Here is a 13,243-nt window from a genome sequence, read left to right on the forward strand (position 1 = left end):
AAGAGACTGCTTCATTTAGCAGTCTCCTTCATTACGGATTAAATCAGCACCAAGCTGCCCCGACAATGATAAGCAAGATGAACAAAACTACTATCAGCGCAAAACCTGCGCCGTAACTGTACCCTCCGCTCATGATAACACCTCCATATGAATTAATATAATGTATGTATGGACTTCAGCCTTTGTATGGTCACTCACCCATTTTGATCTGAACGTTATTGTCCTTTTGCCAATTTGGATCGTTTCTATTCATGAAGCAGCAAAACAATCCCCAATCATCCCTTACAGCAACACATACAATACATCATCCTTGTCATAATAGGAGGTGTACTAATGGGTTCTGGATACGGAGCAGGATTTGTGTTTATTATTGTATTGTTCATCCTTTTGATCATTCTCGGTGCATCTGGGTACGGCGGTTACTGATGTGATTTTTGTGCTCTTTATCAAGATCGGCAGGTCGAATGGCCTGTCGCCTTTTGCATGGTTTGAACCTATGTTCGTTTGGCCTTTTCTTATTTTAAAAAAAGAAGCAGCGGTATGCTGCTTCAATCATCTTCACTATCGTAGGTGATGGTCACAATTTCCCCGGATTGTGCGTTGATGACAACCTCTGCTTCATCATCAGCCGTTTCGAGCTCAAGCTCATACACAGGCAATCCATCCTCTTCATCGAACTCGGCGTTTGTCACGGTGCCGCCGACTTCGTCAGTGGCGATTTTGACAGCTTCGTCCATCGTGATTTTCACTTCAGCCTGGGAAGCTTGTTTTTGGGAAGGCGAAGTCCCCTGCTTATCGGATTGCTGCTGATCATCAGCCGATTGTTCGTTTTGCTCTTGCTTTTGATCATCAGCTGATGCTTGATCCTGGTCTTCTTTCGTTTTTCCCGGTAAAGTTTTCTGTATGCTGCTTTCCTTCAAACTGATCACTTCCCCGGTATTTCCATTCAAAGTCAGATCATACCGTCTTTCCCCGTTTTCCAGATCAATATCATATCTTGGCTCGCTGCCGCTGCGGTCCAATTCAATTTCTGTCACTGTCGCATTATATTGTTTCTCTGCCTGCTGCCGTGCTTGATCGATTGTCATCTCCGGTTCACCAGCGGACGCTTGCATCCGGTAAATACCAAATACAGCTGCGACAAGCACGACAATGGCGGCAGGGATAATCCATTTTTTCTTCATATCGATCGCCTCCAGCTATCATTGTATAGCCAGTATATATCTTGTTCATTAAAGAAATGGTGATTGCTTTATTAGAATTTCATGAGAAGCTAGAGTGGCAGCCGGATCGTGAATGTAGATCCTTTGCCCAGGATGCTGTCCACTTCAATCTCTCCATCATGCAGTCCTACCAGCTGTTTGGCAATGGCCAAGCCAAGGCCGCTGCCTCCCTTCTCGCGGGTGCGGGCTTTATCGACCCGATAAAATCGATCGAAAATACGCCGCTGATCTTGCTCATCGAGTCCTTCGCCCTGGTCGGTGACGGACAAGACCGCTTCATCCCGAGCAGCTTCAACAACGATTTCGATTCGCTCGTCACTGTATTTTATGCCATTGCTCAGCAGTATATAGACAACCTGCTTCAGCATATTGGCATCTGCTTTGACGACAACCTCCTGCTCGATATGAAGGCTGATTTCCCTCTGGTGAGCTGTTTCCATAGCTGCAGCACAGCCTTCAGCTATTCTACCGAGATCGACGGGTTCTTTTTGCAGCAATGCTGGGTCATCTTTTGCCAAAATCAATAATTGGTCTACCAATGCCTGCATCCGTTCTGTCTCGCTATGAATCGCTTGGACAGCTTCCTGCTGGACAGCAGGATCATCCGCCCCCCATCGATCCAGCAGCTTGCTGTAGCTCTTGATGATGCTGATTGGCGTTTTCAGTTCATGCGAGGCATCGGAAACGAACTGCTGCTGCTTGGTAAAGTTCTCTTCCAGCTGATCGACCATTTCATTGAAAGTATCACTCAGGGTCTGCAATTCATCATTACTTCTATTTTCCATTTCCATACGCTTCCATTTCCCGCTATTGCGGATTGTCTGCATGGCTGAAGTCAGGGCAAGGATCGGCCGCAGCAAGAAGCTGCCCAGCAGTCGGCCGCCGAAGATCGAGGGAATCAAAATGATCAGCCCAGCTATCGTCAGGCTGTATTTCAATACTTGAAACGTCTGCTGAAGACTGACAAGCTCTTCGACAACCTGCATCGTATAAATGCCATTATCCCGAATCACCGGGATGGATACTACTGCATACCAGCTGCCGTCATGATAAAAGGTTTGATCCCGTTCCTGTGATGTGAAAGTAAATGGGAGCTCCCGGTATTTTTCCGCTCTTGTTATCACACCTTCACTTTTGCCGTCAGAGCCAATGAATCGCACCATTCCTTCAGTCGGCAGATCCGCCTGAAAAAGACTGCTGCGCGATGTATCCTTCCAATCGACAGTCGCAGCTGTCTCAGCCAAAGCACGGCCTTGTTCATGCAGCCGTTCGACACTGTTATCCAGGCTTACCTCCCGGAACAGGAAGTAAATGGACATATTCACGACCAATAACAGGATCACGAGGGTAACGATTATGTATAGCTGGATCCTTGTGCGCAGCTTCACTTCTCTTCATCCTTGATTGTATATCCGACTCCCCGCACCGTCTTGATCAGCTTATGTTTTTCATCTGCATCGATTTTTTTCCTTAAATAGCGGATATACACATCGACTACATTCGTGTCTCCCGCATATTGGAAGCCCCAAACCCTCTCCAGCAGCTGATCCCGTGTCAGAACTTGCTTTTCGTGCTTCATCAGGAATAAAAGCAAATCATATTCGCGCGGTGTCAGCTCCAATTCCTTTTTGCCGCGTTTGACCGTTCTTGTTTTCTCATCAAGCGTCAAGTCACCGACCTGGAGCACTGGCTCTGGCACGACAGCCATCACGGTATGACGAAGGTGGGCTCGAATACGCGCCAATAATTCTTCAATCTCGAATGGCTTCGTCATATAATCAGTGGCACCAAGATCAAAACCGCTCACCTTATCCGGTACAGCATCTCTTGCCGTCAGCAGCATGACCGGTACATGGGCATCTTGCTTGCGGATGCGCCGAAGCAGCTCCATCCCGCTCAATGATGGCAGCATCACATCCAGCAAGATGAATTGATAGCTGTTAGCATAAAATGCTTCCAATGCATCCAGGCCATCGTACTTCACATCAACAGCGAAGCCTTCATGCTCCAGTTCCAGCTGAAGCAGCCTCGCCATTTTCTTTTCATCTTCCACTACCAGGATTGTCGTCTGATCCATAGGCTGGGCTCCCTTCCTCAGATCGATTTGATTTCTCGATAATTACCGCCAAAGTACAGCACCGGATCACCATCACGCAGCAGCAAGTCCTCGACTTCCCCAATGATGATCATATGATCGCCAGCCATCACTTTGTCGACTGTTTTACACGCCAGATTGACTAGGGCATCTTCTACGACCGGTACGTCATGCAGCGCAATGATCGGCACGGGCTCTTCTTCTTTCTGTTTGGCAAATACCATACTGATATCCTTTTGTTCCTCTCTCAGGACACTGACACCGAATGTGGGATTTGTCTGTAAAACATTATATAAGGACGCTTTTTTATCGATTGAAACAGCTATGAGCTTCGGCTCCAGTGATACAGACATAAAGGCATTCACCGTCATCCCTTTTGTCTCACCTGCCACATCGGTTGTAACAATGGTAATACCTGTCGCAAATTTCCCCATTGCATCTCTGAACGTACGATTATCCATTCTGCTCCCCCGTTCCATATGCTATACGTAAAACTATACCATGTCATTTGTGCTGCCTGTCAATTATTCTATCCTTACAGAGGGCTTATTGTGCAGAAAAAAGAGAGGCTCAATGCCCCTCTTGGTTTACATAATGATATTATTGTAAATTTAATCTTTTTCTTGAGAAAATACAGTTTCATAAATCGCTTCAGGATAAGTTGCGATGACTTCCCCATGCTTATCCGTATCCAAAACATAAGAGCCATTGCTATAACGATCATTGGCATTCAGATTCATAGGCTCAAGAATATGATCCTGTTTATCCTTCGTCACCAGATGAATCGCTGCAGCATCTTCCAATACATAGAATCCGACGATCCGATGCGGATTCTTCTTGAGTTCACGAAGCATCACAACACCTCGTTTTGCTCGGCCGCTTGGCTCGAATTCCTTCAATTTCATCCGTTTTGCAGACCCCCTATGTGTGATGACGACTACACTTGGGGAATGCTGCTGGCCAAATGTCTGGGCACCGACAATATATTCATCTTCCTTCAACTGCATTCCTTTCACACCTGCTGCCCGTATGCCGATCGGAGTGACCTCTTCTTCGGTAAACCATAGGCCATATCCCGAATTCGTTGCCATGAATAGCTGTTTGTTACCATCAGTCAGGGCTACGTGGCACACTTCGTCGTCCGCTTTCAGATTGATTGCGGTAAGTGACTTGTTAGCGCGTGTCGCTTCGTAAAGCTTGAGCTCACTGCGTTTCACCATGCCATTTTTAGTGAAGAAGACAAGGTAGCCGGCTTGTTTGAAATCACGGACCGGAATGCTGGCAATGACTTTTTCGTCCTTGTCCATGCTTGCGATATTGGCAAGATGCTGCCCTTGGTCTTTCCAGCGGATATCCGGCAGCTCATGCACCGGCATGAATATGAATTTCCCTTTATTCGTGAAGACGAGCAGCTTGTCGGTTGTATTGATCTCCTGCATGCCGATCAGATGATCTTCTTCCTTGATAGCCAAATCTTCCCCATTGGAAGCCTGATAGGATCGAAGGCTTGTCCGTTTGATGTAACCATCATGTGTGACAGTCACCAATACGTCCTCGGATGCGACCATGACCTCGAGGTTGATTTTCAATTCCTCGATTTCATCTTCGATCTGCGTGAGGCGGTCGGTGTGATAATTTTTCTTGATTGCCCGCAGATCCTGCTTGATCACTTTAAGCAACGTCTTTTCGTTTTTAAGGATATCCTCGAGCTTTTGGATCTGCTCATCCAGCTCGTCTGCTTCCCGCTGCAGTGCGGTGATATCCGTGTTCGTCAAACGATAAAGCTGCAGGTTCACAATCGCCTCTGCCTGGGCCTCGGTAAAGCCGTAAGCTGCCTCGATCCGCTGTTTGGCATCGGCTTTATCCTTGGAAGCGCGGATTGTCGCAATCAACTCATCCAGGATGGAGATTGCTTTGATCAGACCTTCGACGATATGCTTGCGGTCTTTTGCTTTTTGCAAATTGTAAGCAGATTGTCTCGTAACGACTTCCTTTTGGTGTTCGATATACGCATCAAGCAAGCTCGCCAAACCAAGCAGCTGCGGCGTCTTGTCTTTGATGGCGACCATGTTGAAGTTGTAAGAAATCTGCAAATCCGTATTTTTGTACAGATAATGCAGGATCCCCTGTGCATCCGCCTCTTTTTTGAGCTCGACGACGATTCGCATACCGGTGCGGTCGGTTTCGTCACGAACCTCTGCAATACCTTCCACTTTTCGGTCTAGGCGGAGCTCATCCATCCTTTTGACGAGATTCGCTTTATTCACTTCATACGGAATTTCATCTATGACGATTTGCTGCTTGCCGCCTTTGATATCCTCGATGCTCGTTTTGCCGCGAACGATGATTTTGCCTTTTCCCGTCTCATACGCCTTCTTGATTCCATCGACGCCCTGGATGATGCCGCCTGTCGGGAAATCCGGTCCCTTCATGACCGTCATCAGTTCATCCACCGTGCTGTTCGGCTTGTCCATGCGCATGATGACGGCATCGATCACTTCGCCAAGATGGTGCGGAGGTATTTCAGTGGCATAACCAGCAGAGATACCCGTTGAACCATTTACGAGCAGATTCGGGAACTTGGCCGGGAGAACAGTCGGCTCCGCGTTCGTATCGTCAAAGTTCGGGACGAATTCGACGGTATTCTTATCGATATCCCGCAGCAGTTCAGAAGCGATGCTGGATAGTCTCGCTTCCGTATAACGCATCGCTGCCGGCGGGTCACCATCCACACTGCCGTTATTCCCATGCATCTCAACCAGCACATTGCGTACTTTCCAGGTCTGACTGAGCCGGACCATCGCTTCATATACCGAACTGTCCCCGTGCGGGTGGAAGTTACCGATTACCGTACCGACAGTCTTGGCTGCCTTCCGGAACGGTTTATCATGTGTGTTCCGCTCATCGAACATCGCGTATAAAATCCGGCGCTGCACCGGTTTGAGGCCATCCCGGGCATCCGGCAGCGCTCGGTCTTGAATGATATATTTACTGTATCTGCCGAATCGGTCTCCGATGACTTCCTCCAATGGCAAATCCAAATAGTTTTCCAAAAGAAATCCCCCTTAGTTATGCAGCTTATCGTTTTCGAGGATATTCCCGTCTTCTTCCATACCGAAAGCGACATTACTCTCGATCCATTTACGCCGCGGTTCCACTTTGTCACCCATCAGTGTCGTGATCCGGCGCTCTGCACGGGCGAAATCCTCGATCGTCACACGGATCAGCGTTCGTGTCTCGGGATCCATCGTCGTTTCCCAAAGCTGATCGGCATTCATCTCGCCTAGTCCTTTGTAGCGCTGGATGGCATAGCCGTTTTTCATTTCCTGGATGATTTCACGCATCTCCTCATCGCTCCAAGCATAGCGGATGACTTCTTTTTTTCCTTTGCCTTTGGATAGCTTGTACAAAGGCGGGAGGGCGATGAATACTTTGCCTGCTTCGATCAATTCCTTCATATACCGGTAGAAGAATGTGAGCAGCAGGATCTGTATATGCGCGCCGTCGGTATCGGCATCCGTCATGATGACCACTTTGTCATACTGTACATCCTCCAAAGTGAAATCAGCTCCGACACCTGCACCTATTGTATGGATGATCGTCGAGATCTCCTCATTTTTCATGACATCCTGCAGTTTGGCTTTCTCCGTGTTGATGACCTTACCGCGCAAAGGCAGCACCGCCTGGAATTTCCGGTCGCGTCCCTGCTTGGCGGAACCGCCGGCGGAATCACCCTCCACCAAATACAGTTCGTTCTTTTGCGGATTGCGGGATTGGGCTGGTGTAAGCTTCCCGCTCAGCAATGTATCTTTCCGCTTCTTCTTCTTGCCGCTGCGCGCATCTTCGCGTGCCTTGCGCGCTGCTTCCCTTGCTTCCTTGGCCCGGATTGCTTTCTTTACGAGCATACCTGCAATATCGGGATTCTCAGAAAGGAAGTAAGAAAGTTTCTCCGATACGAGGGCATCGACCGCAGAGCGGGCTTCGGAAGTACCCAGCTTGCTCTTCGTCTGTCCTTCGAATTGAAGCAGTGCCTCCGGTATCCGGACACTGACGATTGCTGTCAATCCTTCGCGGATATCTGTCCCTTCGAGGTTTTTATCTTTTTCTTTCAGCAATCCATTCCGGCGTGCGTACTCATTGAAGACGCGTGTCATCCCGGATTTCGCTCCTGCTTCATGGGTACCGCCGTCTTTGGTGCGGACGTTGTTGACGAAGCTGAGCATCGTTTCTGTGTAACCATCATTGAACTGGAAGGCAAAGAATATCTCGATTCCTTGCTGCTCGCCTTCGAAGGCAAGGACGGGATGGAGCGTATCCTTCTCCTCGTTCAGATAGTCAACGAAAGACTGCAGGCCGTCAGGATACACATATGTCTCCTCTTTCCCGCTGCGCTTATCCGTGATATGGAACGCCACACCCTTAAGCAGGAATGCCGCTTCGCGCAGACGTTCAGCCAGCGTATCAAAATTGTAGCTGGTGGTAGAGAACATGGACGGATCCGGCTTGAAGTGGATGCTCGTGCCTGTCTTTTTCGTCTTGCCTTGCTTCACAAGCGAAGTGACAGGCTTGCCGCCATTTTCGAATCGCTGCGTATAAATATTTCCATCCCGATGGATCGTCACTTCGAGCCATTCGGACAGGGCATTGACGACAGATGCCCCGACGCCGTGCAAGCCGCCGCTCGTGCTATAGCCGCCCTGGCCGAATTTACCGCCTGCATGCAGCACAGTGAAAATCACCTCGGGAGTAGGCCTTCCGGTAGCATGCATACCCGTTGGCATACCGCGGCCGAAATCCTCGACAGAAATACTGTTATCCTGATGAATTGTCACATTGATTTTTTCTCCGTAGCCTGCCAGTGCTTCATCGACACTGTTATCGACTATTTCATAAACTAAATGATGCAATCCCCGGCTGTCAGTGCTACCGATATACATGCCGGGCCGCTTCCTGACCGCTTCAAGCCCCTCGAGCACTTGAATCGAGTCATCTGAATAATGCGATGCTTGTTTTACCAATGCCACATCGGCTCCCTTCTTCGAACAAAAAAACTGTTTCCAAGTCATTCATCCATCCGTTCGCTGGAAAACGACAGTACGTTATGTTCATCATAACGCAAACATATGTTCTTGTAAACTGGCTCCCTTGCTTTGCAGAGTCCAGTGTATGCCTAATTAAAAGTAGCAGAATAATGCCAGTCAATCAATCCACATTTTGGGTTTTCATATAATTAATCGTCCATTTGGTGCCATTTTCATCGTGTTTTGCTTTCATAAGACAGTCTGGATCCATCTGGAATATAAATCATTGCTATCATTGTTCTTATTTTCACATTTATGTATACCTGCCCTGGGGGGCAGGCCAATATCAGGTTCCGCAAAATGTTTGGAAAGGCTCCTTCGGCTCAGGCGGATCTTCGGTGAATTTTGAGTCGACCGGCTCATAACTGAAGGGATCAGACACAAGCTCACACAGCCGATCAAACAGCGTATAATCACCATTTCCGGCAGCATCCAGTGCTTCCTCCACCAAATGATTGCGCGGGATGATGCTGGGATTGGATTGACGCATCAAGTCACGTGCAGCCTCGATTCCTTCAGCTCCGATCCGGTCATCCCAGCGCTTTTTCCATGATGCAAAGCCCTCCGCCTGTTCAAGTGCAGCTGTATCGCCTATCGTCAATGCGCGGAAGGTATTCGTGTAATCCGCCCCCGCTTGCTCCATCCAGCCAAGTATATCCTCCACAAGTGCTTCATCGCCCTCTTTTGCACCTGTGATTCCAATTTTCCTGTACATGATATCGAGCCAGCATTTCCTATAAATCTGCGGAAATTCACGGAGCGTGTCTTCTGCTTGTTTCACTGCCTCTGCTGGAATCGAATCGAATAAGGGAAGCAATGCTTCGGCAAATCGCGCCAGGTTCCAAGCTGCGATCGGCGGCTGGTTGGCATAGGCATAGCGTCCCTGGATATCTATGGAGCTGAAAGCCGTCATCGGCTTGTATGCATCCAGGAAGGCACAAGGGCCGTAATCGATCGTTTCGCCGCTGATCGTCATATTATCCGTGTTCATCACGCCATGGATGAAGCCGGCACCCACCCATTTCGCCAGCAGTTCCGCCTGTCGTTCCATCACCGCTCGGAAAAAGCGCACATACTTATCAGGCTCTCCAGCCAGCTCAGGATAATGACGCTCTATGCTGTAATCTGCCAAGGCTATCAAGTCGGTTTCCGAACAAAATCTTCTGGCATATTCGAATGTCCCCACCCGGATATGGCTTGACGCAATCCTGGTTAATACCGCGCCAGGCAATGCCGTTTCCCGGTAAACCGGTTCACCCGTGGAAACGACAGCCAAGCTGCGCGTCGTCGGGATGCCGAGCCCATGCATCGCTTCACTGATGATGTATTCCCTGAGCATCGGCCCAAGCGCTGCACGTCCATCCCCGCCCCTGGAATACGGGGTGCGGCCAGCGCCCTTCAACTGGATATCCACTTTTTGGCCCGATCGATTTTGCCATTCCCCGAGGAGGATGGCCCTTCCGTCCCCAAGCATCGTGAAATTGCCGAATTGATGACCCGCATATGCTTGTGCAATCGGCTGTGCCCCTTCAGGGAAGGAGTTGCCTGCCAAGTGATCGAGAGCACCTTCTTGTCCGATGCCAAGCTGTTCAGCCAGTTCCTCGTTCCATTTTACCATTTGCGGATCCCTGACCGGATTTGGTGACATCCTGGTATAAAAAGTCTCAGGCAATGCCGTGTAGGAGGCATCCAATTTTCCATCTAAAACCACGATTCTTCCTCCTTCATTTTTCTGCATTGGTTCCATTATACGCTATTGATACAAGAACCCCATCTGCCTGTATGCAGATGGGGTATGTTCATTTGCCGGATGGCCCGACAAGTACGCTATGTGCGACTTTGATACATAAATCCATCAAGACCGTAAAACCTTCCTGTTCCAAGTAAGCAGCTGCTCCTTCATCATGAACGCCTTGCTGGGCCCAGAATACGCGAGCATTCGTCCTGCTTGCTTCCCTTGCCAATCCCGGCAGGTACTCCGATCGGCGGAAGACATTGATGATATCGATCTCATCGGGTACATCAGCCAAGCTGGGATAGGCTTTCTCGCCGAGGACTTCGGTCACATTCGGATTGACCGGTATGATCCTGTAGCCTGCCTGCTGCATCGCACGGGAAACACCGTGGGATGTCCTGTCCGGTGAATCGGACAGTCCCACTACCGCAATCGTCTTCGCTTTCCGCAATATGTCACGAATCTGTTCATTTTCCGGATTCTGGAATGCCATTTGACATACCCCCTTCTTTCAGAGCAGACCTTCCTGTTCGAGGAAGTCCCTTGCGACGTCCTCAGGCTGCTTCTTTTTGAAATCGACTTGGTAATTCATCTCTGTCATCTGCTCATCTGTTATCTTGCCCGCAAGCTGACCCAATATGTCCGCAAGCTCCGGGTATTCCTCAAGTGTCTCCTGGCGCATCAGCGGAGCACCTTGGTACGGCGGGAACAGATTCTCAGGATCATCCAGTGTGACAAGATCCAAATCCCTGATATAACTGTCGGTCGAGTAAGCATCGATGACATCGACATCATCGGCTTCGATCGCCTGCTGACGGATGCCGGGATCCAGCGTCCTCAGCTCCCCGAACTCCACGCCATAGACATCCTGGATGCCCAGATAACCATCTTCCCGATCGCTGAACTCCAATGTGAAGCCCGCTGTCATCTCATCGTCCATTTTCCTAAGGTCCGCAATCGTCTGCAGGTCATTCTCCTCCGCATAGGATCGTTTCACAGCAAGTGTATACGTATTATTGTACGCCATCGGTTCCAGATATGCCATTTCGAAAGCTTCTGCCATACCTGCTTTGGCCTGCTCATACACTTGCTGACCATCATTGCTTTCTGCTTGTTCGCCTAATAATGTCACCAGAGCAGTACCGGTGAACTCCGGATAAATATCGATGCTGCCATTTTGCAAGGCTTCGAAAAGAAAATCTGTTTTCCCTAGATTCGGTTCCAATTCGACTTGTAAATCTGTCTGGTCCTCGATAAGCAATTTGTACATATTGATCAAAATTGTCGGCTCGGCATTCAGCTTGCCGCCTATCACCAAATCAGGCTGATCATCCTGCGCTGCCGCAAAGGGGGCCACGACCCCAATGACAGCCACGATAACCAGGACAGCCAGCGACTTGAAACCGAATCTGCGGCTGGTGCGCTCGAAAATCCGGATGACCAAATCCAGCAGGATGGCAAGCAATGCTGCCGGAATGGCACCAAGCAGGATGAGGTTCACATCTCCGCCGCGGTCGATGCCCAACAGGATGAGTTCCCCGAGTCCGCCAGCGCCGATTAAAGCGGCAATCGTGGTTGTACCGACGATCATCACCATAGCTGTCCGGATACCTGCCATGATGACGGGCATCGCCAATGGCAGCTCGACTTTGCGGAGGCGGCGGAAACCATTCATTCCCATGCCCGTTGCTGCTTCTTTCAAAGCTGGATCGACTTCGGCGATCCCGGTGTATGTATTACGAAGTATCGGAAGCAATGCATAAATGATGAGTGCTGCAACTGCCGGCTTCGTGCCGATTCCGATCAACGGAATCAAAAACGCCAAAACGGCTAGACTGGGAATCGTCTGCAGGACTGCCGCTATCGCGATGATCGGTTCGGCAAGCTTTTTGGACCGGCTGAGCAAAAGGCCGAGCGGAACGGCTATGGCAATACTGATCAGCAAGGCAATGATCGATATTTGCAAGTGTTCAGCCAATGCCGTCCATAAGGAATCACTGCGCTGTTCGAATACTTCCAGGAATGCTTTCATTGGGTCACCACCCCATTCCTGACTTCGGTTTTGCCGGCAAGGTAACGCAGCAGCTCCTGCTGTGTGACAGTCGCTATCAACTCTTCACCTTTTGTGACAGGCAGGATACTGGCACCTGCTTCCTCGAAAGCATGCACTGCTTCCAGGACATTCATATCACTCGGCACAGCGAGGACATTCTGCTGCTTCCCATGCTCGACGGCACAAAGCAATTGGCCGTCATCGCTTGTCAGGATATAGGCTTGATCTGGATCGAAATCGCCTGCTTCGTATGCTGTCTGCGTCAGGATATGGGAAACAGATTGGGCAGCGACGATATCGATGGCAGTCTGCCAAGGTGATTTTTTATCCCCGATAAAGCTGCGGACAAAGGAGTCACGCGGCTCCAGTATCAATTTCTGCGGCGTGTCGACCTGAATGATTTCACCGGCATTCATGAGGCAGATACGATCTCCCAAAGCTGTCGCTTCATCGATATCATGTGTGACAAACACTATCGTTTTCTTGATTTGCCGCTGCAATTTCCGGATATCCTTTTGCAGCCCTTCCCTGCTGATCGGATCCAAGGCGCTGAAGGGTTCATCCATCAGCAAAATCTGCGGATCGGCTGCCAGTGCCCGGATGACACCTACGCGCTGTGCCTGTCCGCCGGATAGTTCGGAAGGTTTCTTTTTCAAGTAGATGGACGGCTCCATCCCCACCATCCGCATCAATTCCTTGGCCCGATCATGTATTTCTTTCTTCTTCCACTTTTTCATCTCCGGAACGACAGCGATGTTCTCTTCGACTGTCATATGCGGAAATAATGCGATTTGCTGCAGGACATAGCCAATGTTCCAGCGAAGCTCATGGATGCTATAATCTTTTAATTGCCTGCCATCTATGTATATCTCGCCAGCCGTTGGCTCGACAAGCCTGTTGATCATCTTCATCGTCGTCGTTTTGCCGCATCCGCTTGGTCCGATCAGCGTGAGGAGTTCCCCCTCCTGCACTTTCAAATTGAAATCCTTGATGGCTTCCGTACCATCCGGGTATGTCTTATGTACACCTTTGAACTCAATCATACCTTCACCTCGT

Annotated in this window: 12 protein-coding genes; 1 reads left to right on the forward strand and 11 read right to left on the reverse strand. The window is 49.5% G+C overall.

Annotation, left to right across the window (positions count from 1 at the left end; translation table 11 throughout):
• Positions 1-43: 43 nt before the first annotated feature.
• The gene (locus MHI54_RS00300; RefSeq protein WP_095216621.1) at positions 44-133 is read right to left on the reverse strand and encodes a YjcZ family sporulation protein; all 90 of its coding nucleotides are present in this window, start codon (positions 131-133) and stop codon (positions 44-46) included.
• 200 nt (positions 134-333) lie between these two features.
• Here MHI54_RS00300 and MHI54_RS00305 point away from each other — a divergent pair, with 200 nt between their 5' ends.
• On the forward strand, positions 334-426 hold the full coding sequence (locus tag MHI54_RS00305; RefSeq protein WP_095216620.1) for a YjcZ family sporulation protein: 93 nt from the start codon (positions 334-336) through the stop codon (positions 424-426).
• A 122-nt stretch (positions 427-548) separates the two neighbouring features.
• On the opposite strand, the gene MHI54_RS00310 is transcribed toward MHI54_RS00305, so the two are convergent.
• From MHI54_RS00310 to MHI54_RS00355, 10 genes are all read right to left on the reverse strand, one after another.
• Positions 549-1,184, reverse strand: a complete 636-nt coding sequence (locus MHI54_RS00310) for a PepSY domain-containing protein (RefSeq protein WP_095216619.1) — start codon at positions 1,182-1,184, stop codon at positions 549-551.
• An 89-nt stretch (positions 1,185-1,273) separates the two neighbouring features.
• Positions 1,274-2,611: a HAMP domain-containing sensor histidine kinase gene (locus tag MHI54_RS00315; protein WP_095216618.1), complete on the reverse strand. Its 1,338-nt coding sequence runs from the start codon at positions 2,609-2,611 to the stop codon at positions 1,274-1,276.
• Entirely contained in the window at positions 2,608-3,300 is a 693-nt protein-coding gene (locus tag MHI54_RS00320; protein ID WP_095216617.1) for a response regulator transcription factor, read from the reverse strand. The genes MHI54_RS00315 and MHI54_RS00320 overlap by 4 nt, the downstream gene beginning before the upstream one ends.
• A gap of 17 nt (positions 3,301-3,317) precedes the next feature.
• Positions 3,318-3,779, reverse strand: a complete 462-nt coding sequence (locus MHI54_RS00325) for a flavin reductase family protein (protein WP_095216616.1) — start codon at positions 3,777-3,779, stop codon at positions 3,318-3,320.
• Positions 3,780-3,929: 150 nt separating this feature from the next.
• Positions 3,930-6,371 (reverse strand): DNA topoisomerase IV subunit A, encoded by a 2,442-nt coding sequence (parC, locus tag MHI54_RS00330; protein WP_095216615.1) that lies wholly within the window; start codon positions 6,369-6,371, stop codon positions 3,930-3,932.
• Between the two features lie 12 nt (positions 6,372-6,383).
• Positions 6,384-8,336 (reverse strand): DNA topoisomerase IV subunit B, encoded by a 1,953-nt coding sequence (parE, locus tag MHI54_RS00335; protein WP_095216649.1) that lies wholly within the window; start codon positions 8,334-8,336, stop codon positions 6,384-6,386.
• Between the two features lie 349 nt (positions 8,337-8,685).
• Positions 8,686-10,110, reverse strand: coding sequence for a YdiU family protein (locus MHI54_RS00340; protein ID WP_340082099.1), 1,425 nt, complete (start codon positions 10,108-10,110; stop codon positions 8,686-8,688).
• 88 nt (positions 10,111-10,198) lie between these two features.
• Complete coding sequence (locus tag MHI54_RS00345) at positions 10,199-10,627, reverse strand: CoA-binding protein (RefSeq protein ID WP_095216614.1); 429 nt, start codon at positions 10,625-10,627, stop codon at positions 10,199-10,201.
• Positions 10,628-10,645: 18 nt separating this feature from the next.
• Positions 10,646-12,166, reverse strand: coding sequence for an ABC transporter permease/substrate-binding protein (locus MHI54_RS00350; protein WP_095216613.1), 1,521 nt, complete (start codon positions 12,164-12,166; stop codon positions 10,646-10,648).
• Complete coding sequence (locus tag MHI54_RS00355) at positions 12,163-13,230, reverse strand: ABC transporter ATP-binding protein (RefSeq protein ID WP_095216612.1); 1,068 nt, start codon at positions 13,228-13,230, stop codon at positions 12,163-12,165. The genes MHI54_RS00350 and MHI54_RS00355 overlap by 4 nt, the downstream gene beginning before the upstream one ends.
• Positions 13,231-13,243: the final 13 nt, after the last annotated feature.

Origin of the sequence: Terribacillus sp. FSL K6-0262 (assembly GCF_037977385.1) — a bacterium.
GTDB lineage: Bacteria > Bacillota > Bacilli > Bacillales > Amphibacillaceae > Terribacillus.

What these genes read in the sequence shown, in the direction of transcription:
- MHI54_RS00320 (WP_095216617.1), bottom strand. Translation starts at nt 3,300, where the DNA reads ATGGATCAGACGACAATCCTGGTAGTGGAAGATGAAAAGAAAATGGCG.
- MHI54_RS00300 (WP_095216621.1), bottom strand. Translation starts at nt 133, where the DNA reads ATGAGCGGAGGGTACAGTTACGGCGCAGGTTTTGCGCTGATAGTAGTT.
- MHI54_RS00310 (WP_095216619.1), bottom strand. Translation starts at nt 1,184, where the DNA reads ATGAAGAAAAAATGGATTATCCCTGCCGCCATTGTCGTGCTTGTCGCA.
- MHI54_RS00305 (WP_095216620.1), top strand. Translation starts at nt 334, where the DNA reads ATGGGTTCTGGATACGGAGCAGGATTTGTGTTTATTATTGTATTGTTC.
- MHI54_RS00350 (WP_095216613.1), bottom strand. Translation starts at nt 12,166, where the DNA reads ATGAAAGCATTCCTGGAAGTATTCGAACAGCGCAGTGATTCCTTATGG.
- MHI54_RS00325 (WP_095216616.1), bottom strand. Translation starts at nt 3,779, where the DNA reads ATGGATAATCGTACGTTCAGAGATGCAATGGGGAAATTTGCGACAGGT.
- MHI54_RS00345 (WP_095216614.1), bottom strand. Translation starts at nt 10,627, where the DNA reads ATGGCATTCCAGAATCCGGAAAATGAACAGATTCGTGACATATTGCGG.
- MHI54_RS00355 (WP_095216612.1), bottom strand. Translation starts at nt 13,230, where the DNA reads ATGATTGAGTTCAAAGGTGTACATAAGACATACCCGGATGGTACGGAA.